Origin of the sequence: Vreelandella hamiltonii (genome assembly GCF_014651795.1) — a bacterium.
GTDB classification, from domain to species: Bacteria; Pseudomonadota; Gammaproteobacteria; order Pseudomonadales; family Halomonadaceae; genus Vreelandella; species Vreelandella hamiltonii.
In genome coordinates this window covers 13,023-35,651 of sequence record NZ_BMXO01000018.1, presented here as the reverse complement: position 1 = coordinate 35,651, position 22,629 = coordinate 13,023, and the positions used below count along the sequence as shown (strand labels likewise).

At 60.2% G+C, this 22,629-nt stretch carries 23 protein-coding genes; 8 read left to right on the top strand and 15 right to left on the bottom strand.

Going from position 1 to position 22,629, the window contains the following annotated elements:
• Positions 1 to 37 precede the first annotated feature (37 nt).
• The 3 genes from IE061_RS15735 (at position 38) to IE061_RS15725 (ending at position 1,964) form a co-directional block, all read left to right on the top strand.
• Positions 38 to 478: an ATP-dependent zinc protease family protein gene (locus tag IE061_RS15735; RefSeq protein WP_039179438.1), complete on the top strand. Its 441-nt coding sequence runs from the start codon at positions 38 to 40 to the stop codon at positions 476 to 478.
• Positions 479 to 520: 42 nt separating this feature from the next.
• Positions 521 to 1,429 carry a 30S ribosomal protein S6--L-glutamate ligase gene (gene rimK, locus IE061_RS15730; protein WP_016914261.1) on the top strand — a complete coding sequence of 303 codons (909 nt, stop codon included), beginning with the start codon at positions 521 to 523 and terminating at the stop codon, positions 1,427 to 1,429.
• A gap of 88 nt (positions 1,430 to 1,517) precedes the next feature.
• Positions 1,518 to 1,964 (top strand): hypothetical protein, encoded by a 447-nt coding sequence (locus tag IE061_RS15725; RefSeq protein WP_039179432.1) that lies wholly within the window; start codon positions 1,518 to 1,520, stop codon positions 1,962 to 1,964.
• 19 nt (positions 1,965 to 1,983) lie between these two features.
• Here the strand turns inward: IE061_RS15725 and IE061_RS15720 are convergent, their stop codons facing one another.
• From IE061_RS15720 to IE061_RS15675, 10 genes are all read right to left on the bottom strand, one after another.
• The gene (locus IE061_RS15720) at positions 1,984 to 2,784 is read right to left on the bottom strand and encodes a SanA/YdcF family protein (RefSeq protein ID WP_096922725.1); all 801 of its coding nucleotides are present in this window, start codon (positions 2,782 to 2,784) and stop codon (positions 1,984 to 1,986) included.
• Between the two features lie 18 nt (positions 2,785 to 2,802).
• Complete coding sequence (gene sufT, locus IE061_RS15715) at positions 2,803 to 3,372, bottom strand: putative Fe-S cluster assembly protein SufT (RefSeq protein ID WP_039179426.1); 570 nt, start codon at positions 3,370 to 3,372, stop codon at positions 2,803 to 2,805.
• A gap of 8 nt (positions 3,373 to 3,380) precedes the next feature.
• Complete coding sequence (locus IE061_RS15710; RefSeq protein WP_193462024.1) at positions 3,381 to 4,646, bottom strand: cysteine desulfurase; 1,266 nt, start codon at positions 4,644 to 4,646, stop codon at positions 3,381 to 3,383.
• Between the two features lie 14 nt (positions 4,647 to 4,660).
• Positions 4,661 to 6,001, bottom strand: coding sequence for a Fe-S cluster assembly protein SufD (gene sufD / locus IE061_RS15705; RefSeq protein ID WP_193462023.1), 1,341 nt, complete (start codon positions 5,999 to 6,001; stop codon positions 4,661 to 4,663).
• A complete protein-coding gene (gene sufC / locus IE061_RS15700) occupies positions 5,998 to 6,747 on the bottom strand; it encodes a Fe-S cluster assembly ATPase SufC (protein ID WP_039179419.1) in 750 nt (249 codons plus the stop codon). Before sufC ends, sufD begins: the two co-directional genes overlap by 4 nt.
• 39 nt (positions 6,748 to 6,786) lie before the next feature.
• On the bottom strand, positions 6,787 to 8,229 hold the full coding sequence (sufB, locus tag IE061_RS15695; protein WP_039179416.1) for a Fe-S cluster assembly protein SufB: 1,443 nt from the start codon (positions 8,227 to 8,229) through the stop codon (positions 6,787 to 6,789).
• Positions 8,230 to 8,298: 69 nt separating this feature from the next.
• A complete protein-coding gene (locus tag IE061_RS15690; RefSeq protein WP_016914269.1) occupies positions 8,299 to 8,763 on the bottom strand; it encodes an SUF system Fe-S cluster assembly regulator in 465 nt (154 codons plus the stop codon).
• Between the two features lie 233 nt (positions 8,764 to 8,996).
• Positions 8,997 to 9,338: a zinc ribbon domain-containing protein YjdM gene (locus IE061_RS15685; protein ID WP_039179413.1), complete on the bottom strand. Its 342-nt coding sequence runs from the start codon at positions 9,336 to 9,338 to the stop codon at positions 8,997 to 8,999.
• 94 nt (positions 9,339 to 9,432) lie between these two features.
• Complete coding sequence (locus IE061_RS15680; RefSeq protein WP_039179410.1) at positions 9,433 to 9,909, bottom strand: YbhB/YbcL family Raf kinase inhibitor-like protein; 477 nt, start codon at positions 9,907 to 9,909, stop codon at positions 9,433 to 9,435.
• A 53-nt stretch (positions 9,910 to 9,962) separates the two neighbouring features.
• Positions 9,963 to 10,382 (bottom strand): hypothetical protein, encoded by a 420-nt coding sequence (locus IE061_RS15675; protein WP_230478490.1) that lies wholly within the window; start codon positions 10,380 to 10,382, stop codon positions 9,963 to 9,965.
• 347 nt (positions 10,383 to 10,729) lie between these two features.
• Here IE061_RS15675 and IE061_RS15670 point away from each other — a divergent pair, with 347 nt between their 5' ends.
• A complete protein-coding gene (locus IE061_RS15670) occupies positions 10,730 to 11,191 on the top strand; it encodes a flavodoxin family protein (RefSeq protein ID WP_039179407.1) in 462 nt (153 codons plus the stop codon).
• Positions 11,192 to 11,265: 74 nt separating this feature from the next.
• Here IE061_RS15670 and fadA read toward each other — a convergent pair whose 3' ends face one another.
• Together fadA and fadB are read right to left on the bottom strand one after the other, a co-directional pair.
• A complete protein-coding gene (gene fadA, locus IE061_RS15665) occupies positions 11,266 to 12,444 on the bottom strand; it encodes an acetyl-CoA C-acyltransferase FadA (protein WP_052196417.1) in 1,179 nt (392 codons plus the stop codon).
• A gap of 24 nt (positions 12,445 to 12,468) precedes the next feature.
• Positions 12,469 to 14,655 carry a fatty acid oxidation complex subunit alpha FadB gene (gene fadB / locus IE061_RS15660; protein WP_039179401.1) on the bottom strand — a complete coding sequence of 729 codons (2,187 nt, stop codon included), beginning with the start codon at positions 14,653 to 14,655 and terminating at the stop codon, positions 12,469 to 12,471.
• A 291-nt stretch (positions 14,656 to 14,946) separates the two neighbouring features.
• Between fadB and IE061_RS15655 the strand changes: the two genes are divergently transcribed.
• Both IE061_RS15655 and slyA read left to right on the top strand, forming a co-directional pair.
• Entirely contained in the window at positions 14,947 to 16,104 is a 1,158-nt protein-coding gene (locus tag IE061_RS15655; RefSeq protein WP_039179397.1) for a DUF5924 family protein, read from the top strand.
• A 71-nt stretch (positions 16,105 to 16,175) separates the two neighbouring features.
• Positions 16,176 to 16,628 (top strand): transcriptional regulator SlyA, encoded by a 453-nt coding sequence (gene slyA, locus IE061_RS15650; protein WP_039179393.1) that lies wholly within the window; start codon positions 16,176 to 16,178, stop codon positions 16,626 to 16,628.
• Between the two features lie 46 nt (positions 16,629 to 16,674).
• Here slyA and IE061_RS15645 read toward each other — a convergent pair whose 3' ends face one another.
• Positions 16,675 to 17,208 (bottom strand): hypothetical protein, encoded by a 534-nt coding sequence (locus tag IE061_RS15645; protein ID WP_039179390.1) that lies wholly within the window; start codon positions 17,206 to 17,208, stop codon positions 16,675 to 16,677.
• A 141-nt stretch (positions 17,209 to 17,349) separates the two neighbouring features.
• Between IE061_RS15645 and IE061_RS15640 the strand changes: the two genes are divergently transcribed.
• Positions 17,350 to 17,802 (top strand): universal stress protein, encoded by a 453-nt coding sequence (locus tag IE061_RS15640; RefSeq protein WP_016914281.1) that lies wholly within the window; start codon positions 17,350 to 17,352, stop codon positions 17,800 to 17,802.
• A gap of 64 nt (positions 17,803 to 17,866) precedes the next feature.
• On the opposite strand, the gene IE061_RS15635 is transcribed toward IE061_RS15640, so the two are convergent.
• Positions 17,867 to 19,786 (bottom strand): ATP-binding cassette domain-containing protein, encoded by a 1,920-nt coding sequence (locus tag IE061_RS15635; RefSeq protein ID WP_039179386.1) that lies wholly within the window; start codon positions 19,784 to 19,786, stop codon positions 17,867 to 17,869.
• A gap of 153 nt (positions 19,787 to 19,939) precedes the next feature.
• On the opposite strand from IE061_RS15635, the gene IE061_RS15630 reads away from it, so the two are divergent.
• Positions 19,940 to 20,953 carry an AraC family transcriptional regulator gene (locus IE061_RS15630; protein WP_084123787.1) on the top strand — a complete coding sequence of 338 codons (1,014 nt, stop codon included), beginning with the start codon at positions 19,940 to 19,942 and terminating at the stop codon, positions 20,951 to 20,953.
• 4 nt (positions 20,954 to 20,957) lie between these two features.
• Here IE061_RS15630 and IE061_RS15625 read toward each other — a convergent pair whose 3' ends face one another.
• On the bottom strand, positions 20,958 to 22,610 hold the full coding sequence (locus IE061_RS15625) for a fatty acid--CoA ligase (protein ID WP_039179377.1): 1,653 nt from the start codon (positions 22,608 to 22,610) through the stop codon (positions 20,958 to 20,960).
• Between the last annotated feature and the right edge of the window lie 19 nt (positions 22,611 to 22,629).

Sequence of the window (22,629 nt, the reverse complement as noted above, 5' to 3'; positions counted from 1 at the left end):
TCATGCTGTTCTTCCAACTAGATGTCAGGAGTCAACCGTGAAGGAATTACCCTATCAGGCCAAGGCCGTGATTGGCCGCCGTGAAATGGTCACGCTGACCGACCTTGGCCTTCACCTGTGCTGCAAGGCCGATACCGGCGCGCGCACCTCTGCCCTGCATGCCGAAGAGATCGAGACGGAAGAAGACGCCCATGGGCAGCTGTGGGTCAGTTTCGTGACACATAGCGGGGGTCCCGACACCCCTGGGCATCGTTATCGTCTACATTTACATGACAGAAGACGGGTGACCAGCTCGAATGGGCACAGCGAATGGCGCTACGTCATTCGCACACAGATGGAACTGGGCCAGCTCAGCTTCCCCGTCGAACTTACCTTGACCGACCGCAGCAATATGCGCCACCCCATGCTATTGGGCAGGCGCGCCATGCGTCGTCTGTTAGTCGCACCCGGCGCTGCCTTTTTGCACGGCGAGCCTTGAATATACTTAACACGCCTTTCCTGTTTTGGCCCGGAGCCCTGCATGCATATTGCCCTACTTTCGCGTAACCGCAATTTATACTCGACCCGCCGCCTGGTCGAAGCCGCCGAGCAGCGCGGCCATACGGCTCGTGTCGTGGATACGCTGCGCTGTTACATGAGCATCGCCTCTCATCACCCCTCGATTCATTACAAGGGGGCCGAGATCGAGCCCTTCGATGCGGTCATTCCCCGCATTGGCGCCTCGGTGACTTTCTACGGCTGCGCCGTGCTGCGCCAGTTCGAAATGATGGGCACCTACGTGATCAACGACTCGGTCGCTATCACGCGCTCCCGCGACAAGCTGCGCTCGCTGCAGCTACTTTCCCGCAAGGGGCTGGGGCTGCCCATCACGGGGTTTGCCCACTCGCCAGACGACATTCCCGACCTGATCACCATGGTCAAAGGGGCGCCGCTGGTCATCAAGCTGCTGGAAGGCACCCAAGGCATTGGCGTGGTACTGGCCGAGACCAACCAGGCTGCCGAGTCGGTGGTGCAGGCGTTCATGGGCATGAAGGCCAACATCATGGTGCAGGAGTACATCAAGGAAGCCAAAGGCGCCGACATTCGCTGCTTCGTGATTGGCGACAAAGTCGTGGCGTCCATGAAGCGTCAAGCGGCCGAAGGCGAATTTCGCTCCAACCTCCACCGTGGCGGCACGGCCAGCGTGATTCGCATTACCCCTGAAGAGCGCTCCACCGCCATCCGGGCAGCCAAGGCCATGGGCCTGCGCGTTGCCGGTGTCGATCTGCTGCGCTCCAACCATGGGCCGGTGATCATGGAGGTCAACTCTTCTCCTGGGCTGCAGGGAATCGAGAGTGCCACGGGCAAGGACATCGCGGGCATGATCATCGAACATATCGAAAAAAACGCAACGCCTGCCCGAAAAGCGCCCCCCAAGCCTAAAGGCTAACGTCCAAAGGTAAAAATAATCCGCATTAGGGGTGGCAAATCAACGCTGCCACCCCCACAATCTGCGTCACCGAAGGAGGTAGACGCTCATGTTTCTCGACAATCGCCAAGTGGCGATGGACAGCGTGCTGGAAGCGCTGGCCGATAGCATTGATTATTTCCAGGACAATATCGAACGCCTGCGCCCCTCGCTGCGCGACGCGCTGAAGCCTCACTACACGGCTCGACTGAAACAGATGCGCAAGCTGCAGGAGTTGGCCCGTGCCCATCTGAAAATGCTTCCCAGGGATGCCGACGTGGAGCGCGATGACTTTCTGTGGCTGTGGAGCCGCCTGAAAAGCTTCGTGGGCAACGATAGTCAGGTTCTGATCAATGAACTGTTGGAACAAGAGCGTGTCTTGATGCAAGCCCTCTCGACCCTGTTTACCCATCCGCTGCCCGACCCCATCGAACCCGTTGTGGAAGAGTGCATGCAGGGCTGCCGTAAATTGATCCGCGAGCTGTATAGCCTGCAAAAGCGCAAAGCTCGCCGCTAAGCGCTCCTTTCGCGCACCTTCAAGGAGCCGCCGACGGCTCTAGCTGCCGCGCTGGCTCTCCGAGCAGAGGGAGTTCCGGATAGAGCAGGCGCACGCCTTCCAGGTCGATCAGCACATCAGTGGTCACGGGTGGCGGCTCCAGAGGCAATCGATCACGGCTCAGCACGATAGGCTCGGCCGGCCCCAGAAAGTGAGGCTCCCTGCCCCACAGGTACAGATCCCCTAGCGTCGCCATACGCGCCAGCCACTCACGCACCTTGAGCCGCCACTCGCCCGCCGAGGGCTGCTCTTCGGCCACACAACCCGTCACGTCCATGCCCAGCGAGCGGCCGATAAAAATCGCTCGTGGCAAGTGCCAGCTCTGGGTCACCAACAGCGCCTGCTCCAACTGAAACACATGCCGCGCTCGCACCATGGTGTCGTAGGTACTGAAGCCCGCGAAATCCATGGTCAACCTGTCGGCCGGCACGCCTCGTCGATAAAGGTCGCGCCACATGGCTCTGGGCTCGTTGTAGGCCTGGGTGCGGTTATCCCCGGAGAGCAGCAGATGCTGCACGCGCTCATCGGCTATCAGGCGCGCCGAGGTGCGCATACGCGCATGAAAATGAGGGTTACGCAGCCCGCTACGTGTCCAGTGAGAGGTGCCAAAAACGATAGCGACATCCGTTGGACGGCACTCTTGCAGCTGCGTATGGATATAGCGTGAGGTGCTCAGCAGTACCCAGGCGTTGCCTGCCGCCAATAGCAAAGCCGCCAGCAGCACCATGGCTACCAGCGACAGCAGACAACGTTTTACCCAACGAAATAACAGGCTGTGCATCCAGCTCCCCAGCAGGGGTTAGAACATGCCGAGCTCAAGCTTGGCTTCATCGCTCATCATGTCACGACTCCAGGCGGGGCTGAAGACGATTTCGGTATGCACCTTGCTGATCTGCGGCGCTCCCAGAATCTTGTTGCGCGCATCGGCAGCGATGACATCGCCCATGCCGCAGCCAGGCGCGGTCAGCGTCATGCGAATGGTGACGATGCGCTCACCGCTGATCAAGCGCTCGATACGACACCCGTACACCAGCCCCAGATCGACGATGTTGACCGGAATTTCCGGATCGAAACAGGTGCGCAGCTGATCCCAGACGAACTGCTCGATCTCGTCATCGCTGGCGGATTCAGGCAGCGTAGGCCGTGGCAATGCTTCAAGCCCCAAGGCATCGAGATTGCGACCCTCGATCAGATACAGCCGCCCTTCGTATCCAACGCTGACAGAGCTGCCTTTCGCCTGCATGACACTGACGATGCTATCTTCTGCCAGCGTATCCGTCTTGCCGAACGGAATGGCAATGGCTTCTACATCACGCTGTAGCGGCAGTTTCTGGCCTCGTTCGAGGCTGGCCACTTGCTCGATATCCATAGATGTCCTTAGCGTACCATTTGGATCACACGGTTCAGCGCCGCAACGAACGCATCGACCTCTTGCAGGGTATTATACGCTGCAAACGAGGCACGACAGGTAGCCTCGACGCCAAAATGGTGGAGCAGCGGCTGCGCACAGTGATGCCCCGTGCGAATCGCCACGCCCAGCTGGTCGATCAATAGCCCGATATCCTGGGAGTGGGCACCGTCCACCACGAACGACAGCACTCCCGCCTTGTGCGGCGCCGTGCCTAGAATGCGCAGTCCGTCGATGTGGCTGACGGCCTGAGTGGCATGGGTCAACAGCACGGCTTCCCAGTCGCCAATGGCCTCGACCCCCACCTCCTCTATCCACTGCAGCGCACGCCCCAGCGCAATCACTTCCGCAATGGCAGGCGTGCCGGCTTCGAACTTGTGGGGAATGTCCGCGAAGGTTGTGCCCACGTCGAACGAGACGGTCTTGATCATCTCACCGCCCCCCTGCCAGGGCGGCATGGCCTCCAGCAGCGCCGCCTTGCCATACAGCACGCCCACGCCCGTGGGGCCATACACCTTGTGGCCGGAGAAAGCGTAGAAGTCGGCGTCGATGTCCTGAACATCCACTTTTTGGTGCGGCGTCGCCTGGGCACCGTCGACCAGAATCAGTGCGCCCTGCTGATGGGCCAACGCGGCCATTTCCTTGACCGGGTTGATGGTCCCCAGCGCATTGGACACATGATTCACCGCCACCAGCCGGGTACGCTCGTTGAGCAGTGTGCGATAGGCGTCCATGTCCAGCGCACCATGAGCGTCTACCGGGATCACCTTGATGGTGAAACCACGCTCGGCGGCCAACAGCTGCCAAGGCACGATGTTGGAGTGGTGCTCCAGCATCGAGATGAGCACTTCGTCGCCCGCCTGCAGCTGGCTTCGCCCCCAGCTCTGGGCGACCAGATTGATCGCCTCAGTGGTGCCCCGAGTGAAGATGATCTGGCGAGCATCCTCGGCATTGAGAAAGTCCCTGGCGCGATGACGTGTCGCTTCGAACGCGGCCGTCGCCTCATCCGCCAGGGTGTGCAGCCCACGGTGGATGTTGGCGTTGTAGCGAGCGTAGTAGTCGCCAAACACGTCGATGACCGCCTGGGGAGTCTGGCTGGTAGCAGCATTGTCCAGATAGACCAGCGGCTTGCCGTGCACTTCCCGCTGGAGCACGGGGAATTCGCGGCGCAGGGCCTCGATATCGTAGGCGGCAATGCTGGCCGTGGTCGCTTTCTCAATCACGCTCTGGGGCATGGGGGACTCCTTGATTAATCGTTCAGCGCAGCCGCTGCTTCCACCAGCCCTGCCAGGTTGAAGCGCTCGGGCAGTTTGCCTGCCACCGCCAGCTCGACTCGCTCGGCAATGGCATCCAGCGTGACCTGTTCCAGCACTTCACCGGCAAAGGCCAGTGTCAGCAGGCCGCGCGCCGTGGCTTCGTCGATACCCCGGGTACGCAGCGCATAGACGGCTTCTTCATCCAGCTGGCCCGTGGTGGTGCCGTGGGAGCACTTGACGTCATCGGCGTAGATTTCCAACTCCGGCTTGGCGTTGATTTGCGCGCGGTCGGAAAGCAGCAGGTTCTGGTTGCTCTGGAAGCCTTCGATTTTCTGGCTGTCGCGCTTGACGTATACCCGGCCGTTGAAGACGCCCTGCGCACGGTCATCCAGAATGCCCTTGTAGTTCTCGTTGGAGAACGTCAGCGGCGCGTTGTGGTTGACCTTGGTGTGGTTATCCACGTGCTGGCGACCCTGACCGAAGAACAGCCCGTACAGGTTGCTTTCGGCGCCCTGCCCGTCCAGCTCGCAAATCAGGTCGTTGCGCACCAGCGCACCGCCCAGATTCAGGTTGTAGGAGGTGTAGCGGCTGTCGCGACTCTGCTCCACGTGGATACTGGCAATGTGCAGATCGCCCAGCGGAGCTTCCTGAAGCTTGTAGTGGTTGAGGATCGCACCACGGTCCAGCATCAGCTCACCGACCACGTTGGTGAAGTTGGCAGCATCGGCTTCCCCCACGTAGTGCTCGATCAGCGTGGCCTCACTGCGCCCGGCCGCTTCGACCAGCACCCGCGGGTGGCTCATGACCGGCGCCCCGGCCCGTGAGAGAAACTGCAGCAGAATCGGCTTTTCCACTACCGTGCCGGGCGCAATACGCACCACGGCCCCTTCTTCCACGAACGCGGTGTTGAGCGCCGAGAAGGGGGAGAATTCCACGCCGGTCAAACGACCCAGCGGGCCACCCACCGCTTCATGGTTATCGCTGAGCGCCTTGGAGAGCGGCATGACCTGCACGCTGGAAGGCAGACCTTCCAGGTCAGACAGCGCCGCCGAAAATACGCCATCGACGAAGGTCAGGCGATAGGCTTCCAGTGGCAGCATCAGCGCAGCCGCCTGCGCCTGAGAGAACTCGGCGTTATCGGCCAGGGCGAAATTTCCCTGAGCAATGGCGCGTACGTCGGTGTATTTCCACTCTTCATCGCGACGAGTAGGAAAGCCCATCGCCTCGAAGCGTGCGGCCCCCGCCTGGCGGCGTGCGGCCATCCAGCTGGGCTCTGCGCCACGCTGTTGGCTGCGCGCCGCCAGCGTATCCAGAAAGGTTTGTGTCTCGCTCATGCCACGGACTCCTCGATGCCTTCGTAACCGTTGGCCTCCAGCTCTTTGGCCAACGCCGCGTCACCGGTCTTGACGATACGACCATCCATCAGGACGTGGACCTTGTCGGGCACGATGTAGTCCAGCAGGCGCTGGTAGTGCGTGACCAGCAGAATGGCACGCTCTTCGGCGCGCAGGCTGTTGACCCCATCGGCCACGACCTTCATGGCGTCGATGTCCAGGCCGGAGTCGATTTCGTCCAGCATGGCCAGCTTGGGCTGCAGCACCAGCATCTGCAGGATTTCGTTACGCTTCTTTTCACCGCCGGAGAAGCCTTCGTTCACCGCGCGCTGCAGGAAGCTGGCATCCATTTTCATGAAGTTCAGCTTCTCTTTGACCAGCTTCATGAACTCTGGGGCGGGCATCTCGCCTTCACCGCGGGCAGCACGCTGCGCGTTCAGCGCCGACTTCAGCAGGTAAATGTTCTTCACCCCCGGAATCTCGACGGGGTACTGGAAACCCAGCAGCAGGCCTGCCTGGGCGCGCTCTTCGATTTCCATTTCCAGCACGTCCTGGCCTTCGAAGGTGATGCTGCCCTGGGTGACTTCGTAGCCATCCTTGCCCGCAATGACCGCTGACAAGGTGGATTTACCCGCGCCGTTGGGGCCCATGATGGCGTGCACTTCACCGGCATTGATGGTGAGCGTCAGGCCTTTCAGAATCTCTTTGCCGTCGACGGTGACGTGTAAATCATTCACTTGCAACATAGTAATCGCCTTTTAAAAAATAGGGGGATGCCTGCGCGGTTAGCCCACCGCACCTTCAAGAGTGACGTTCAACAGTGCTTCCGCTTCTACCGCAAACTCCATCGGCAGCTCCTGGAAGACATCCTTGCAGAAGCCGTTCACGATCATGCTCACCGCATCTTCTTCCGAGATGCCGCGGCTCTGGCAGTAGAAGAGCTGGTCTTCACCGATTTTCGACGTGGTGGCTTCGTGCTCGATGGTCGCCGTGCTGTTGCCGATTTCCTGGTACGGGAAAGTGTGGGCACCGCACTTGTCGCCGATCAGCAGCGAATCGCACTGGGTAAAGTTACGTGCGCCTTTGGCACGCGGGCCGATCTTGACCATACCGCGATAGGACTGATCACTCCTGCCCGCCGAGATACCCTTGGCCACGATGTAGGAGCGTGTGCCTTCACCGATATGGATCATCTTGGTGCCGGTATCCGCCTGCTGGCGCCCGTTGGTCACGGCCACCGAGTAGAACTCACCGATGCTGTCCTTGCCACGCAGTACGCAAGAGGGGTATTTCCAGGTAATGGCCGAGCCGGTTTCCACCTGCGTCCAACTGATACGCGAGCGCTCACCACGGCAGTCGCCGCGCTTGGTCACGAAGTTGTAGATACCGCCTTTGCCCTCTTCATCACCGGGGTACCAGTTCTGAACGGTGGAGTACTTGATGTAGGCATCATCCAGCGCCACCAGCTCGACCACCGCTGCGTGCAGCTGGTTTTCATCGCGCATGGGCGCCGTACAGCCTTCCAGGTAGGAGACCTGGGCACGACTTTCGCAGATCACCAGCGTGCGCTCGAACTGTCCGGTATTGGCCGCGTTGATACGGAAGTAGGTGGACAGCTCCATCGGACAGGTGACGCCTTCCGGCACGAAAACGAACGAGCCGTCGGTGAACACCGCAGAGTTCAGCGCAGCAAAGTAGTTGTCGGCGACCGGCACGACGGTGCCCAGGTACTGCTTGATCAGCTCCGGGTAGTCGCGGATGGCTTCCGAGATGGAGCAGAAGATGACCCCGGCTTCCGCCAGCTCTTTCTTGAACGTGGTGGCTACCGATACCGAATCGAATACCGCATCGACCGCCACACCCGCCAGGGCAGCACGCTCGTGCAGCGGGATACCCAGCTTCTCGTAGGTTTCCAGCAGCTTGGGATCTACCTCATCGAGGCTTTGAGGACGGTCTTCCGGACGCTTTGGCGCGCTGTAGTAGGAGATCGCCTGATAATCGATGGGCGGATAATCGAGGTGTGCCCAGGAGGGCTCTTCCATTTTCAGCCACTGACGATAGGCATCCAGACGCCACTCCAGCATCCATTCCGGCTCGCCCTTCTTCTTGGAAATGAAGGCAATGGTGTTTTCATCCAGGCCAGGTGGCAGTGTGTCGCTTTCGATATCGGTGACAAAGCCATCTTTGTACTCGCGACGAACCAACTGTTCCATTTCTTCGCTTGCCATGGTGATACCCTCCGGGCAGTTGGGTGGCGAGTTGAGCTCGCCGTCAATAAGAGTGAATGTGGTTGCGACTTACGCCGAAGCCGCCGATAGCGTAATGCTTTGAATGGGTAGCTGAACGGGCAGCTTGATGGGCGCGGTGTCGGCGAGGTGCGCCAGGGTGACGCTCTCCAGCAGCGTGCGAATGGCCAGGGAAACGCGCTGCCAGTTGTCGGCCACACCACAGGTAGCCACCAGGTCGCACTCGCCTTCCGCCTGGCTGCACTCGGTCATGGCCACGGGACCTTCGATGGCGCTGATGATATCGGCGGCGGTAATCCGCGAGGCGGGGCGTGCCAGCCGATACCCACCCTGGGCGCCGCGCTGGGACTCCAGCAACCCGGCCTTGACCAGCATTTTAAGCGTCTTGCTCACAGTCGGGTGCGGCAGCTGAACGGCTTCGGCCAGATCGGCGGCGGCATGGGAAGTGTTCGGATGGCGCGCGATTTGCGCCATCACCACCGCCGCATAGTCTGTCAGCCGAGAAAGCTTGAGCATGGTGACTCCCGTATGTAAGGCCCCGTGTGCGAGGAAGAGGCTTACCCATTAATTGGGGACCATTTTAGTCCTGTATAAAAATGATGTGAAGCCCTTCTGCAAAATCCTTCGCAAAAGTCGCTACTTCCTGGCACGTTCGCCGCTGATAACTTCAAAAAAGCCAATCATTCTCATTCATAAAAGCTATGACCGGCGACCCAGAAATGAGCATCGACCCCTGGCAAGTGGCAACATCAGGCTTTCTTGACGAAAATCGACTTCAATTTCATCGGGCCAATGCCATCTATCTTGCAGTCGATGTCGTGATCACCGGAGACCAGGCGGATGTTCTTGACCCGCGTTCCCACTTTGACCACCAGCGAGCTGCCCTTCACCTTGAGATCCTTGATCACGGTCACCGTGTCGCCATCGACCAGCGGGTTACCGTTGGCATCACGAATGCCGGTGCTGGCGGATGCGGTTTCCTCTTCACCACCTTTCGACCACTCATGGCCGCATTCCGGGCACACGAATTGCAGGCCGTCGTCATAGGTGAATTCAGAGGCGCAGGCGGGGCAGTTGGGAAGGTCACTCATGAAAAGGCTCCATCGCTATCGGGTCATCTACTGGACGTAGAAAGCGGTGGAGCCTACACGGCTTGGGCAAAATGCTCCAGCCTGAAGAGATAGGTCAGTCGCGCTGGTAGGTACCGACCAGCCGATTCATGCCCAGCAGGTGCGGCTCGACGGCACGCAGCAGTTCGGGCAGCGTCAGTCCTTCGGGAAGCGTGGTTGCCTGGTCCAGTGCCAGTACCCAGAAATAGTAGAGGTGGCTACCATGGCCTTCCGGCGGCATTGGGCCGCCATAGCCCGGCTTGCCGAAATCCGACATCCCCAAGGTGCCTTGAGTAGTATTCTCTTCCAGCGACGTCATATCGCCCGGCAAGTTGTATAGCACCCAATGCACAAAACCGTAGCTGCCCTCTTTGACCAGCGGGGCATCGGGATCGTGGCAGATCACCGCATAGCCTTGGGTACCTTCAGGTGCACCCTGCCAGGCCAGATCGGGTGAGATGTCCTCGCCTTCGCCGGTATGCTTGGCAGGGATGGCCTGATGCTGACCAAAGGCCGTACTGCTGACCTGCATGGAAGATAGTGCAAATCCCATCGTCATCTCCAAATCGTCGATCGTAGGTTCAATTCATCAATGTAGCCAAACCGTTAGCCTAAATCCAACGCCGCCGCATGGCGCTGCTGCCACTCTTCGACGAGGCGCCGATTGTCGGCATTCATGCGCTCGTCCAGCACCCCCGGCAGCTGCACGGATTCCCCACGGGTCTGGAAGGTGATCAGCGGGTCTTGCGTGGCCAAGTGCAGGGCATACAGCACCAGCATCAGCTCGTAGGCGTCCTGCGTATTGAGCCTGGCCAGCAGAAGTGGCACTGCGGGCGCCCCGATCTCACCCAGCCGCTCAGCGGCAATGTACCAGGGGCGCGGATTATCCGGGCCACCATATTGCGAAACGAAACTGCGGTCTGCCAAGCGACTGACATAGTAAGCCGCTTCTTCTTCGGGGCTGGCCAGCAGCGGCGGCACCCAATCCGTGACCGGTGAGGCGGACGCGCGCGTGGCCGACGGCATAACAGGTGATACTGCAGGCTCCACCGCCGAAGGAGACTCCACTGCGCTACTGGAGGGCGAGGGCTGGCCTGCACACCCCACCAACAGCAGCACGGCTGCGCATGCTGCCGCTTTCCCTACGCGCTTCCCCGCTATCTGCCCTACTCTCTTCCCCACGCTCCTGGCCTGCAGATACATGACTCGCTTCCCTTGTTGAGCTTTCAACAGATTGTCCCTTTATCGTGATACTCGTCTGGCTAGCCATGACGTCAGCACGACGTTTGAGCAGTGCTTTACCAGCCGTCATGCTGCCTTTAGTGTGGCACCTACGGGGCACATCGCCAATCGCCACTGCGCAGGTCTTTGCCATGAAACAGCTATTAATCGTCGCTCACGCCCCTTCCGTCAATACCCAGGCCTTGAGGGAAGCTGCCAGGCGAGGGGCAGAGCATCCCGATCTCGAGCATGTCGTCTGTACGGTGAAAACTCCCTTCGAAGCAGGGCCCGCCGACCTGCTGGCCTGCGACGCCGTTCTGCTCGGCACCACCGAAAACCTCGGCTACATGAGCGGTGCCTTGAAGGATTTTTTCGACCGTAGCTACTACCCAGTATTGGATGAGAAGCAGGGCTTGCCCTGCGCGCTCTACATTCGCGCTGGCCACGACGGCACGGGCACCCAGCGAGCCGTGGAAAGCATCGTGACCGGGCTGCGCTGGCGCTGGGTTCAGCAACCGGTGGTCTTGCGAGGCGAGTGGCAGGAGACATTTGCTGCACAGGTCGAGGAGCTGGCCATGGCGTTGGCGGCCGGGCTGGATGGCGGCATGTTTTGATGCCACGCCCCCCCTGCAAACGGCAAAACGGCACCCGAAGGTGCCGTTTTGCAATCACATGGCTGGCGGGCGCGTCATTTCAAGCGCTCGAACACCGTGGCAACGCCTTGGCCCATACCGATACACATGGTCGCCAGGCCCAGAGTGGTATCGCGCTGCTGCATCACATTGAGCAGCGTGGTACAGATGCGCGAACCGGAGCAGCCCAACGGGTGGCCCAGGGCGATGGCACCGCCGTTCAGGTTGACCTTTTCGTCCATGGCATCGAGGAAGCCCAGGTCCTTGAGCACCGGCAGACCCTGGGCAGCAAACGCCTCGTTGAGCTCAACGGTTTGAATATCCGCTGCCGACAGGCCAGCGGCCTTCAAGGCCTTTTTGGACGCGGGTACCGGGCCGTAGCCCATGATGGAGGCATCACAGCCTGCCACACCGGTCGACAGCACGCGGGCAATCGGCTCCAGCCCCAGCGCCTGGGCACGCTCGTAGCTCATCACTGCCATGGCGGAGGCCCCCACCGACAGCGCCGATGAAGTACCGGCCGTGACGGTGCCACTACGGGGGTCGAACACCGGCTTCAGGTTGGCCATGGACTCCAGGCTGGCATCGGCACGGATCACTTCGTCGTTCTTCACCAGTACCTTGAAGCCGCGCTGGTCGTGGCCTTCGACACCGATGATCTCGTTATCGAAGTAGCCCTTCTCCATGGCTGCCTGGGCGCGCTGATGCGAGCGTACGCCGAACTTGTCCTGGTCTTCGCGGGAGATGCCGTGCATCTTGCCCAGCAGTTCGGCGGTCAGGCCCATCATCATGGCCGCCTTGGCAGCGTACTTGCTGGCTGCCGGGTTCACGTCCACACCGTGGGCCATGGGCACGTGCTCCATGTGCTCCACGCCACCAATCACATAGAAGTCGCCCATGCCCGCCTTGATGTTGGCCGCCGCAATGTGCAGCGCGGTCATCGAGGAGCCACACAGACGGTTCACCGTTTGCGCAGGCACGCTACGAGGAATGCCGGTCATGATCGCCGCGTTACGGGCGATGTTCATGGACTGCTCCAGAGTCTGGTTGACGCAGCCCCAGATCACATCGTCCACTTCCGACGGATCCAGATTGGGATTCCGGCTGAACAGCGCCTGCATCACGGCAGCAGACAGGTTCTCGGCACGTACGTTACGGAAAGCGCCGTTCTTTGCTTTTGCCATGGCGGTACGAACACCGTCCACCACCACGATATCTCTCGGATTCAAACTCATCATATTTCTCCTGTGGGTGGTGACTTAGGCCTGAGCGCTAGCAGTAGAACCGGCATAGAACTGCTCGTTGTTCTTGGCCATGGCGCGCAGTTTCTCGGTAGGTGCGTAGAGCGGTCCCAACTCTTCGGCCAAACGGTCGGCCAGAGCGACGAACTCGGCCACGCCCAACGCATCGATGTAGCGCAGCGCGCCACCGCGGAAGGGCGGGAAGCCAATGCCGTAAATCAGTGCCATATCGGCTTCTGCGGGCGTCTCGACGATGCCGTCTTCCAGGCAACGTACGGTTTCCAGGCACAGCGGCACCATCATGCGCGCCACGATGTCCTCGTCGGAAAACTCTTTCTGCTCTTTCACGACGTCTTTCACGAGGGCATGGGCCTGCTCATCGCTGACCTTCTTCGGCTTGCCTTTCTTGTCCTCTTCGTAGGCGTAGAAGCCCTTGTCGTTCTTCTGGCCCAGGCGCTGGTTGTCATACATCACCTGAATGGCGGTTTTGCCTTCACGCGCCATACGGTCAGGGAAGCCTTCGGCCATTACCTCGTTGGCGTGCACGGCGGTATCCATGCCGACCACGTCCAGCAGGTAGGCCGGGCCCATGGGCCAGCCAAACTTCTCCATGACCTTATCGACACGTTGGAAGTCGGCCCCTTGCTCTACCAGGAAGCTGAAGCCGCCGAAGTAAGGGAACAGTACGCGATTGACCAAAAAGCCAGGGCAGTCGTTGACCACGATGGGCGTCTTGCCCATGGCGCGGGCGTAAGCCACGGTGGCGGCCACGGCGGCGTCGGAGGTTTTCTCGCCACGAATGACTTCCACCAGCGGCATGCGGTGCACGGGGTTGAAGAAGTGCATACCGCAGAAGTTTTCCGGGCGCTTCAGATTCTTCGCCAGACGGTTGATCGAAATGGTGGACGTGTTGGAGGTAAGAATCGTGTTCTCACCCACCATGCCCTCTACTTCGGTCAGCACCGCATCCTTGACGTTGGGGTTTTCCACCACCGCTTCGACCACCAGATCGACATTGCCGAAATCGCCGTAAGAGAGCGTCGGGCGGATGTTGGAGAGTTTCTCGGCCATTTGCTCAGTGGTGAGCTTCTTGCGCTCTACCTGCTTGGAAAACAGTTTGCGAGCCTCTTTCAGGCCAAGCTCGATGGCATCGTCCTTGATGTCTTTCATCAGGATCGGAGTGCCTTTGCTGGCACTCTGGTAGGCGATACCGCCACCCATGATGCCAGCACCCAGTACGGCAGTCTGCTTGACCGGCTGAGACAGCTTCTCGTATTTGCTGCCTTTCTTCTTGACCACTTGATCGTTGAGGAACAGCCCCACCAGGTTGAAGGCAACGCTGCTCAGCGCCAGCTTGGCGAAGGACTTGGCTTCGATGGCCTGGGCACGCGCACGGGTTTCTCCGGCCCCTTTCTGGATGACCTTGATGGCTTCCACGGGCGCCGGGTAGTGCGGGCCTGCTTTACCGGCCACATAGCCTTTGGCGGTTTCGAAGGCCATCATCTGCTCGATGGCGTTGAGCTTCAGCGGAGAGGTTTTCTCTTCGCGGCGGGCCTGGTAATCCAGCTCACCGGCATTGGCGCGGTCGAGGATGTCCAGCGCTGCCTCTTCCAGCAGCTCATGGGCAACGGCAGCGTCAACGGCGCCTACTTTCAAGGCGGCATCGGCACGGTTTTCGGTGCCACCGGCAATCCACTCCACGGCGTTGTCTGCCCCGATCAGACGCGGCAGGCGCACGCAGCCACCCCAGCCTGGCAGAATGCCCAGCTTGGTTTCCGGCAGGCCAATCTTGGCTTTCTCGCTCATCACGCGATAGTCGGTGGTCAACAGCACTTCACAGCCGCCGCCCAGCGCCAGTCCATTGATCGCCGTCACGGTGGGATACGGCAGGTCTTCGATGGCGTTGAAGATATCGTGAACCTTGAGGTTCATCTCCACCAGGTACTCTTCGCCCTTGTCGAACAGGCTGTGGAATTCGGTAATGTCGGCACCGACGATAAACACGTCCTTGGCACTGCGGATCATCAGACCTTGCACACCACTTGCGGCCTGCAGCGCCTTGACCGCGTCTCCCAGCTCTGCCACCACGGCACTGGAAAGCTTGTTGACGGACTCATCTTTCAGGTCGAAAGTGAGCACTGCGACATCATTGCCACCCTGGGTGTCACGACGCTCCACCGTGATGGCATTGCCTTGATAGATCATTCGCGCTCTCTCCACATAGTGTCGGGCAGGTTAGCTTCGGCGAACCCGCCGCGCATTCATACGGTCGTTTGATTGCCTTAGCTTGGTGGAGTTGCTCGAGTACGTCAACCCCTGACTTTTGGCTAATCCAGCCCTCAGCATAGTCCTTGTGGGGACCTTTCATGAATCTTGGCAGCCATCAGCGGCTGCCATCATTTTTGCGTTTTTGTCTTGCAGACTGCGACGTATGCGGAAATTAGTGCGTATGCTAAGGAATCATCACACTTCACGATTGAATCGAGCGATCAGACGATGGGCACTTTATTGAATCCCGCTCGGACACGGGCCGTACAGGCCTGGGTCGAGCGTCTTGTAGAGCGCCTGAAACCATGGAGCTGGCTGTGGCCGCCCATGGCATTTGCAGCAGGCCTGGGCAGTTTTTTTCTGGTGGATCGTCAGCAGTGGCTGGGAGTGGCCCTGGCGGTGGGGCTGCTGGTGGCTTGGCTTCTGCTGCTGTCGGAAAGCCTGATCGGGCGGCTGCTGGCCAGGCGCGGCCACCCTACCCTGCCCAAGGGCATTGCCTCTTTCATTGCCCAGATGATTCACCAGGAGACGCTGTTTTTCACCCTGCCGTTCATCCTGATCACCACGGTGTGGAATAGCGGGCAGACGCTGTTTGCCCTGCTGGTCATGGCCATGGCCGTGCTATCGATCATCGACCCACTGTATTACAAGCTGGCCGGACGATGGCGCAGCCTGTACTTCATGTTTCATGCGCAATGCGTCTTTCTGGTTCTGCTGGTGATCTTGCCGATCATGCTGCATCTGACCACCCGGCAAAGCCTGCTGCTGGCGCTGGTGCTCACCGTCCTGGTGGCCCTGCCCAGCTTCTGGCATCTGCTGAAGCAACGCAGCCTGGCGCGCTGGTGTGGTTTTCTTGCCTTGACCATGGTGCTGGCCTACGGCGCTTGGCTTGGCCGCGTCTGGGTGCCCCCCGCCAGCCTGTGGATGACGGGCAGCGCGCTATCGCCTGCTTTCGATACCCAGCAGCGCGTGCCCCAGGGTGCCACTCCGCTGACTCCCGAGGCCCTGCGCACCCATGGGCTCTATGTATATACCGCCATTCGCGCACCACGCGGCTTGAGCGAAACCATTTATCATGCCTGGCATCATAATGGTACGCCCATGGACCGCGTTGCCCTGACCATCAACGGCGGTCGTGAGCAGGGGTATCGCGCCTGGAGCCATAAACGCAACTTCCCTGAAAACCCCGCAGGGGATTGGCGAGTCGACATCATGACCGAAGGAGGACAACGATTGGGGCTGATCCGATTCACGGTCTCGGATGACGAGCAGCAGGCCTCCATGGCCGACAGCACCATTCAGCGCAGCGGATTAAGCGCGCTCAATTTGCGGCGATTCGTGGCAGGCAGCCGCTCTGACCAGCAGGCCCCCGACGCCACCGATTAGCATAACGCCTTGCATTCAGCGGCGCAGCTTATGACAATTCGCCCACTCACATTTTCTGGTAGCTAGCGACTATGGCTTCAACTATTGGTTTTCGTATTGCCCGATTGCCCCATTTATGGCGCTCCATCATCGACCGCAGGCTGGCACCGCTGGGGCTGACCCAAACGCGCTGGGTCACGCTTTATCACTTGTGGAAGCTCGGCGAAGGCAACCCGCAGTGCGATCTGGCGCGGGCCATTGGTGTCGAGGCACCTTCGCTGGTGCGCACACTGGGGCAGTTGGAAGAGCAGGGGCTGGTGGAGCGGCGAGCCTGTGACAATGACCGTCGCAGCAAGCGCATTTATCTCACCCCGGCGGCGATGCCGCTGCTGGAACAAATCGACAGCGTAGTGCTCGCCGCCCGCAAGGAGATCTTCGCCGGGTTGAGCGACAGCGACCTGATCCAGTTGGACCAGTGGCTGGCGCAAATCGAATCCAATGGTCTGGCCATGCAGGCCAGAGACCAGGACAAGCCGTCGGTATGATCTACCGGCGGCCGCGAACAGCTATCTCGTCAGGACAGCTATCTCGTCAGGAGGGTCGACCGCCTGACGACAGCGCCTTGCCTGGGGGGCGGTCTGACAGGCCGCCCAGCGCCTCTTTCAAGGTCATGATATCGCCCAGGTAGCTGGTAAAGCGTTCGGCGGTTTGTGATTCCCACCACCATAGCGTCAAGGCGTACGAGTTGCACTCCAGCACCAGCGCATCCTGGGGCAAACGCTCCAGCAAGGTGCGCAGAGTGGCGTCGGCGCTCTCCGGTAGCGGTCGCAGCGGCGCAATACGCCACCGCCAGCCGGCATGAAAGGCTTCCAGCGCCGCGCTGGCATGGCTATCGCGCACCAGAACGAAATCCGGCCCCGGCGTCTCCTGGCCAAACCGCCACCGATAGGCTGGCATGGTGCCTTTGAAATGATGCAGCGGCGGCACGGCCATCTTGATGGTCACCCCCTGCTGCCGCGCACTGTCGCGTAGCGCCATCTGGCGCTTCTGACGGGGGCTGGGCTTGAGCCACATCACCGGCGCCATCACGAACAGCAGAATCAGAACAATCACCAACCATTCCATTTAGCCACCTCTTGCATTGCCGTGCAGGGCAACGATTGCAAAAAACCATGATCCAGGTCGTTGTGCAGCGCCACTACCCGGCCTAAAGTAAGGTTATCTAACGAAGCTTCTCTTTGTTAAATACCACCAAGGAGATACGCCATGAGCTATCACCACATTCTGGTCGCCGTCGACCTCACCAAGGACTCTCACAAGATCCTTGAGCGCGCCGTGGCGATTGCCGAACGCAATAACGGCGCCAAGCTCTCGATCATGCACACGCTGGAGCCGCTGGGCTTCGCCTACGGTGGCGACATACCCATGGACCTGACCAGCATTCAGGACCAGCTGGACGATCACGCGAAAAAGCGTCTGGCCGACATTGCCGCTCCGCACGTCGAGCCCGCCGACCAGCACGTGGTGGTGGGCATGCCCGATACCGAGATCCATCGCTTTGCCGATGAGCACAATGTGGATCTCATCGTGGTGGGTTCCCACGGCCGCCACGGCTTTGCCCTGCTGCTGGGCTCTACCTCTACCGGCGTGCTGCATGGCGCCCAGTGCGACGTACTGGCCGTGCGCGTCGGCAAGAAAGGCGAAAAGAGCGACGAGTGATCGGCCATGACCGACCCTAACGCCAAAGGCCCCTTACGGGGCCTTTTTTGTAGCGCCTTGAAGGCTATTCGCCGTTCGCCATCGCCTCCAGCTCCATCCAGCGCTCCATTGCCGTTTCCAGCGACTGCTGCACTTTTTCCAGGGCTTGCAGCCTGGCAGTCACGGCGGTGGCTTCCTGCTGGTAAAACCCCGGATCGCCCACTTCCTGCTCAAGCGTCTCGACTTCCTGCTCCAACCGCTCTATTTCGGCAGGCAGCGCATCCAGCTCTCGCTGCAGCTTGTAGGAGAGCTTCACGGACTTCCTGGCAGGCTCGTTGACAGGTTTTTCGACCACTTCTGGCGCAGGTGCCGATGTCGGCTCCGTCTGCTGGCGGGCAGCACCCTCCCAAGGGGCTGGGGGCAGCTTGCCACCTTGTCGAATCCAGTCGGTGTAGCCACCCACGTACTCGCGCACGCGCCCTTCCCCTTCGAAGGCCAGCATACTGGTCACCACGTTGTCCATGAAGGTACGGTCGTGGGAGACCAGCAGCAGCGTGCCATCGAAGTCGAGCAGCAGCTCTTCGAGCAGCTCCAGGGTTTCCATGTCCAGGTCGTTGGTGGGCTCATCGAGCACCAGCACGTTGGCAGGCTGCGTAAACAGCTTGGCCAGCAGCAGGCGGTTGGACTCGCCCCCCGACAGCGCCTTGACCGGCTGACGCACACGATCCGGCGTGAACAGGAAATCCTGCAAGTAACTCATCACATGGCGGTCCTTGCCGCCGACAGTGACCCGATCGCTGCCCTGCGCCACGTTGTCGTAAACGGTTTTCTCCAGCTCCAGCCCCGCCCGAAGCTGGTCAAAGTAGGCCACCTTCAGGTTGGTGCCCAGCTGCACGCTGCCTTCGCTTGGAGCAAGCTCGCCCAGCAGGATTTTCAACAGCGTGGTCTTGCCCGCGCCATTGCGACCCAGGAAACCGATACGGTCGCCGCGCATGACTTCCAGATTGACGTTGCGCAAGATGGTGTCGTCGCCAAAATACTGGCTAACGCCCTTGAGCTCGACCACCCGCTTGCCCGTGCGCTCGCCGCTGTCCACGGTCAGGTTGGCCGTGCCCTGGCGCTCACGGCGCTGGCTGCGCTCATTGCGCATCGCTTCCAGAGCCCGCACGCGCCCTTCGTTACGGGTTCGGCGCGCCTTGATTCCTTGACGGATCCAGGTCTCCTCTTGGGCCAGCTTCTTGTCGAACAGCGCATTTTCACGCGATTCGATTTCCAGCTCGTGCTGCTTGCGCTCTTGATACTCCGCATACACGCCGGGGTAGCGGCCCAGCTTGCCACGGTCCAGTTCCAGAATATGGGTGGCCAACTTCGACAGAAAGGCACGGTCGTGGGTGATCAGCAGCACGGCGCCATTGAACGCCAGCAGTTGCTCTTCCAGCCACGCAATCGTATCCAGATCCAGGTGGTTGGTGGGCTCATCCAGCAGCAGCAAGTCCGGCTCCGACACCAGCGCCCTGGCCAGGGCCACGCGACGACGCCAGCCACCGGAGAGCGCGCTCATCTCTGCTTCGGGCGGCAGGCCCAGGCGCGTCAGCACCACGTCGATACGCTGGTGGAACGACCAGCCATCAATCGCTTCCAGCCGCGTTTGCAGCGTGGCCATGCGGTTCATGTCCGGGTCGGGGTCGTTGATCAGATGCTGGTATTCCGACAGCAGCTCGCCCGCTTCGGGCAGCCCCTGGGCTACCATGTCAAAAATCGTCATGCCCGATGATTCGGGCAGCTCCTGGGCCAGCACGCCGATTTTCAGCCCCGGCGCGCGCCAGATGGTGCCGTCGTCCGCCTGGATGTCGCCTGCCACGAGTTTCAACAGGGTGGATTTACCGGTGCCGTTGCGCCCGACCAGCGCCAACCGCTCGCCCTTTTCAACCGTGAGGTCGGCGCGATTCAATAGTACCTGGGTGCCGTAAGCGAGTTGCAGCTGTTCGAGTCGTAACAGGGTCACGCAGTGTCCTCCTTCGTCGTGAGGCGCACAGTGTAACGCATGGATCCCTGTAACGGTGCACTCATATAGAGCCCGACGGTACAACGTGCTAACGTCCAGCGTGAAAGGGGCAACGCCTACGGCTGTCTTGTGGCACTTACAGGGTGGAAAAGCGTGACCGTTACCGTCTCCATGCACTTTGTCAACGAGCTGTTTCGTGGCCTGGCTCCCACCGGGCAAGCGGCCACGCGTTATTTGATGCTGTCTGGCATTTCCCCGTTCTTGCTCGAGGCTCCCAATGGCCGTGTAACGGTGGAACAGTTTGCCCAGCTTTATCGGCTTCTGGCGGTGGAGTTCGACGATGAGACGCCCGGTTTTTTCTCTCGACCACTGCGCTGCGGCACTCTCAAACTGCTGTGCCTCAGCATGCTGGATGCCCCCACGCTGCGTATCGCACTACATCGCTACACCCAGTTTTTTCGTATTGTGCTGGATGACTTTGGCTATTGTTTTTCCGTGGAGGGCGACCTGGCTCGTATGGCCCTCGAGGAGCACAAACCGCTTCAGGGTAGCCACATTCTGGTGCATGAGCTGATGTTGAAGCTCTTTCACGGCATTGCTTCCTGGCTGATCGCGCGAAAAATCCCGCCCATATTGATGGAGTGCAGCTATCCACAGCCCGCCCATCGAGCTGACTATCTCTATTTTTATCCAGGCAAGGTGACCTTCAACCAGCCGAAAACGGCGGTCTATTTCGATACGGCTTTTCTGGAACATCCCGTCCGACAACGCAAGCAGCACCTGGGGGCTTTTTTGCAGCGTGCGCCAGCAGACTGGTTTTATGTCTCTTTCGAAGACCGTATCGCCACCCATCGCGTACGGGAGTACTTGCACCGCCACCAGCTCTCTTCCAGCACCATTCACGACGTGGCCAATGCGCTGCACGTGTCCGTCCGTACTCTTTCACGCCACTTGCAGGCAGAGGGCACCCACTTTCAGGCGGTAAAGGACGAGTATCGGCGGGACGTGGCCATTCAGGTATTGACCCGCAGCAGGGAACCGCTCTCCGCGCTGGCCGAAACCCTCGGCTTCGAGGATCAGGCCTGCTTCAGCCGAGCCTTCAAGCAATGGACCGGCAATTCGCCTGCTGCCTACCGCAAAGCGCAGACAGCAGGCACCGCGCTCTGAGCCGCTAGATCTCCGTGCGGATACGTTTTTTATCCAGCTTGCCTACGCTGGTCTTGGGTATTTCATCGACGAAACGTATCAATGAAGGCACTCCCCAACGGTTGAGCTTGCCCTGCGCCACGAACTGCTCCATGAACCCCTGAATCGCCTCGACGGTAGGCGGCCGATTGAGGTCGCTGGGTACGACGAGCGCTGCGGGGCGCTCCCCCCACTTGTCATCCGCCACGCCGATGACCGCCACCTCAGCGACGCCGGGGCATTGACTGATATAGCTTTCCAGCTCCAGGGAGGACAGCCACTCGCCGCCGGTCTTGATGACGTCCTTGATGCGATCACTAATGGCCAAAAAGCCATGCGCATCCAGCGACCCCACATCCCCGGTGTGTAACCACCCCTCTCGCCATAGCTCTTCGCTACGCGTCTCTTCCTTGTAGTAAGCCTGGGTGAGCCAGGGCGCTTGTACGCGTACTTCCCCCACACTCTGGCCATCATGAGGAAGCGGTTGACCGTCCACATCGACCACCTGCAGCCGCACGAACGGCACCGGAAGACCGGCCTTGCAGCGCCAGGGGAGCTGGCTTTCGAAGTCAGCCTCCGCGACCTCCTTCGGCAAGATATCGGCGGTGAGCAGAGGACACGTTTCCGACATGCCGTAAGCGCTGCGGGTGTCGATCCCCAGCGCCCAGGCACGGCTTGCCAACGCCTGGGTCAAGGCGCTGCCTCCGACCAGCACTTTCCAGCCGGTCAAATCGACTTTTTTCGTCGCGATGGCCTCCGCGCTCACCACCATGTTGAGCAGTGTCGGTACGCAGTGAGAAAAATCGACCTTTTCACTGACCAGCAGCTTCACCAGCAGCTCCGGCTCGTATTTGCCCGGGTACACTTGCGTCGCGCCCAGCAGCGTGGCGGTGTAAGGGACGCCCCAGGCATGCACGTGAAACATCGGCGTAATGGGCATATACACCTTGTCTCGGTTCAACAGCTCGAAGCCAGGCGCCTGGAACGTGCTGGCCTCGCCCAGCGTGTGCAACACCAGCTGACGGTGAGTAAAGAACACCCCTTTCGGGTTGCCGGTCGTGCCGGTCGTGTAGAACAGCGTGGCCACGCCATTTTCATCGAACGTGGGGAAATCATAATGGCTGGGCTGGTCAGCCAGCAGGGCTTCGAACTCCCCCACCAATCGCAGCGACGTCGAGACGTCACGGCGCTCTTCCTGACAAAGCACGTAGCCACGAATATCGGGCAGTTGCTGCGCCAGCGGCTCCAGCAGAGGCACGAAGTCCTCATGCACCAGCACGAAGACGTCTTCCGCATGCTGCATGGTGTAGAGAATCTGTTCGGGTGCCAGGCGGACGTTCACCGTGTGCAGCACCGCGCCTATCATGGGAATGGCGAAAAAGCATTCCAGATAGCGGTGGCTGTCCCAATCCATCACCGCCACCACATCTCCTGCCTGCACTCCCTGCGCCGTCAACAGATGAGCCAGTTGATGGACACGCTCTTGAAAACGGCGGTAGTCGTGACGGCCTTGATCGCGGTACACGATCTGATTATTGCCCGCCATGCGAACGCCAGACTCCAGCAGATCCTTGATCAGCATGGGAGGGTTGGTGGCGGAGGACGTCGAAGGAAGCAGTTTTGGCGTTATCGTCGGCATAAAACGTACCTTTGATTGT

Coding starts and splice junctions, on each gene's coding strand:
- rimK (WP_016914261.1), top strand. CDS start 521: ATGCATATTGCCCTACTTTCGCGTAACCGCAATTTATACTCGACCCGC.
- IE061_RS15725 (WP_039179432.1), top strand. CDS start 1,518: ATGTTTCTCGACAATCGCCAAGTGGCGATGGACAGCGTGCTGGAAGCG.
- IE061_RS15720 (WP_096922725.1), bottom strand. CDS start 2,784: ATGCACAGCCTGTTATTTCGTTGGGTAAAACGTTGTCTGCTGTCGCTG.
- sufT (WP_039179426.1), bottom strand. CDS start 3,372: ATGGATATCGAGCAAGTGGCCAGCCTCGAACGAGGCCAGAAACTGCCG.
- IE061_RS15710 (WP_193462024.1), bottom strand. CDS start 4,646: ATGCCCCAGAGCGTGATTGAGAAAGCGACCACGGCCAGCATTGCCGCC.
- sufD (WP_193462023.1), bottom strand. CDS start 6,001: ATGAGCGAGACACAAACCTTTCTGGATACGCTGGCGGCGCGCAGCCAA.
- sufC (WP_039179419.1), bottom strand. CDS start 6,747: ATGTTGCAAGTGAATGATTTACACGTCACCGTCGACGGCAAAGAGATT.
- sufB (WP_039179416.1), bottom strand. CDS start 8,229: ATGGCAAGCGAAGAAATGGAACAGTTGGTTCGTCGCGAGTACAAAGAT.
- IE061_RS15690 (WP_016914269.1), bottom strand. CDS start 8,763: ATGCTCAAGCTTTCTCGGCTGACAGACTATGCGGCGGTGGTGATGGCG.
- IE061_RS15685 (WP_039179413.1), bottom strand. CDS start 9,338: ATGAGTGACCTTCCCAACTGCCCCGCCTGCGCCTCTGAATTCACCTAT.
- IE061_RS15680 (WP_039179410.1), bottom strand. CDS start 9,909: ATGGGATTTGCACTATCTTCCATGCAGGTCAGCAGTACGGCCTTTGGT.
- IE061_RS15675 (WP_230478490.1), bottom strand. CDS start 10,382: ATGCCGTCGGCCACGCGCGCGTCCGCCTCACCGGTCACGGATTGGGTG.
- IE061_RS15670 (WP_039179407.1), top strand. CDS start 10,730: ATGAAACAGCTATTAATCGTCGCTCACGCCCCTTCCGTCAATACCCAG.
- fadA (WP_052196417.1), bottom strand. CDS start 12,444: ATGAGTTTGAATCCGAGAGATATCGTGGTGGTGGACGGTGTTCGTACC.
- fadB (WP_039179401.1), bottom strand. CDS start 14,655: ATGATCTATCAAGGCAATGCCATCACGGTGGAGCGTCGTGACACCCAG.
- IE061_RS15655 (WP_039179397.1), top strand. CDS start 14,947: ATGGGCACTTTATTGAATCCCGCTCGGACACGGGCCGTACAGGCCTGG.
- slyA (WP_039179393.1), top strand. CDS start 16,176: ATGGCTTCAACTATTGGTTTTCGTATTGCCCGATTGCCCCATTTATGG.
- IE061_RS15645 (WP_039179390.1), bottom strand. CDS start 17,208: ATGGAATGGTTGGTGATTGTTCTGATTCTGCTGTTCGTGATGGCGCCG.
- IE061_RS15640 (WP_016914281.1), top strand. CDS start 17,350: ATGAGCTATCACCACATTCTGGTCGCCGTCGACCTCACCAAGGACTCT.
- IE061_RS15625 (WP_039179377.1), bottom strand. CDS start 22,610: ATGCCGACGATAACGCCAAAACTGCTTCCTTCGACGTCCTCCGCCACC.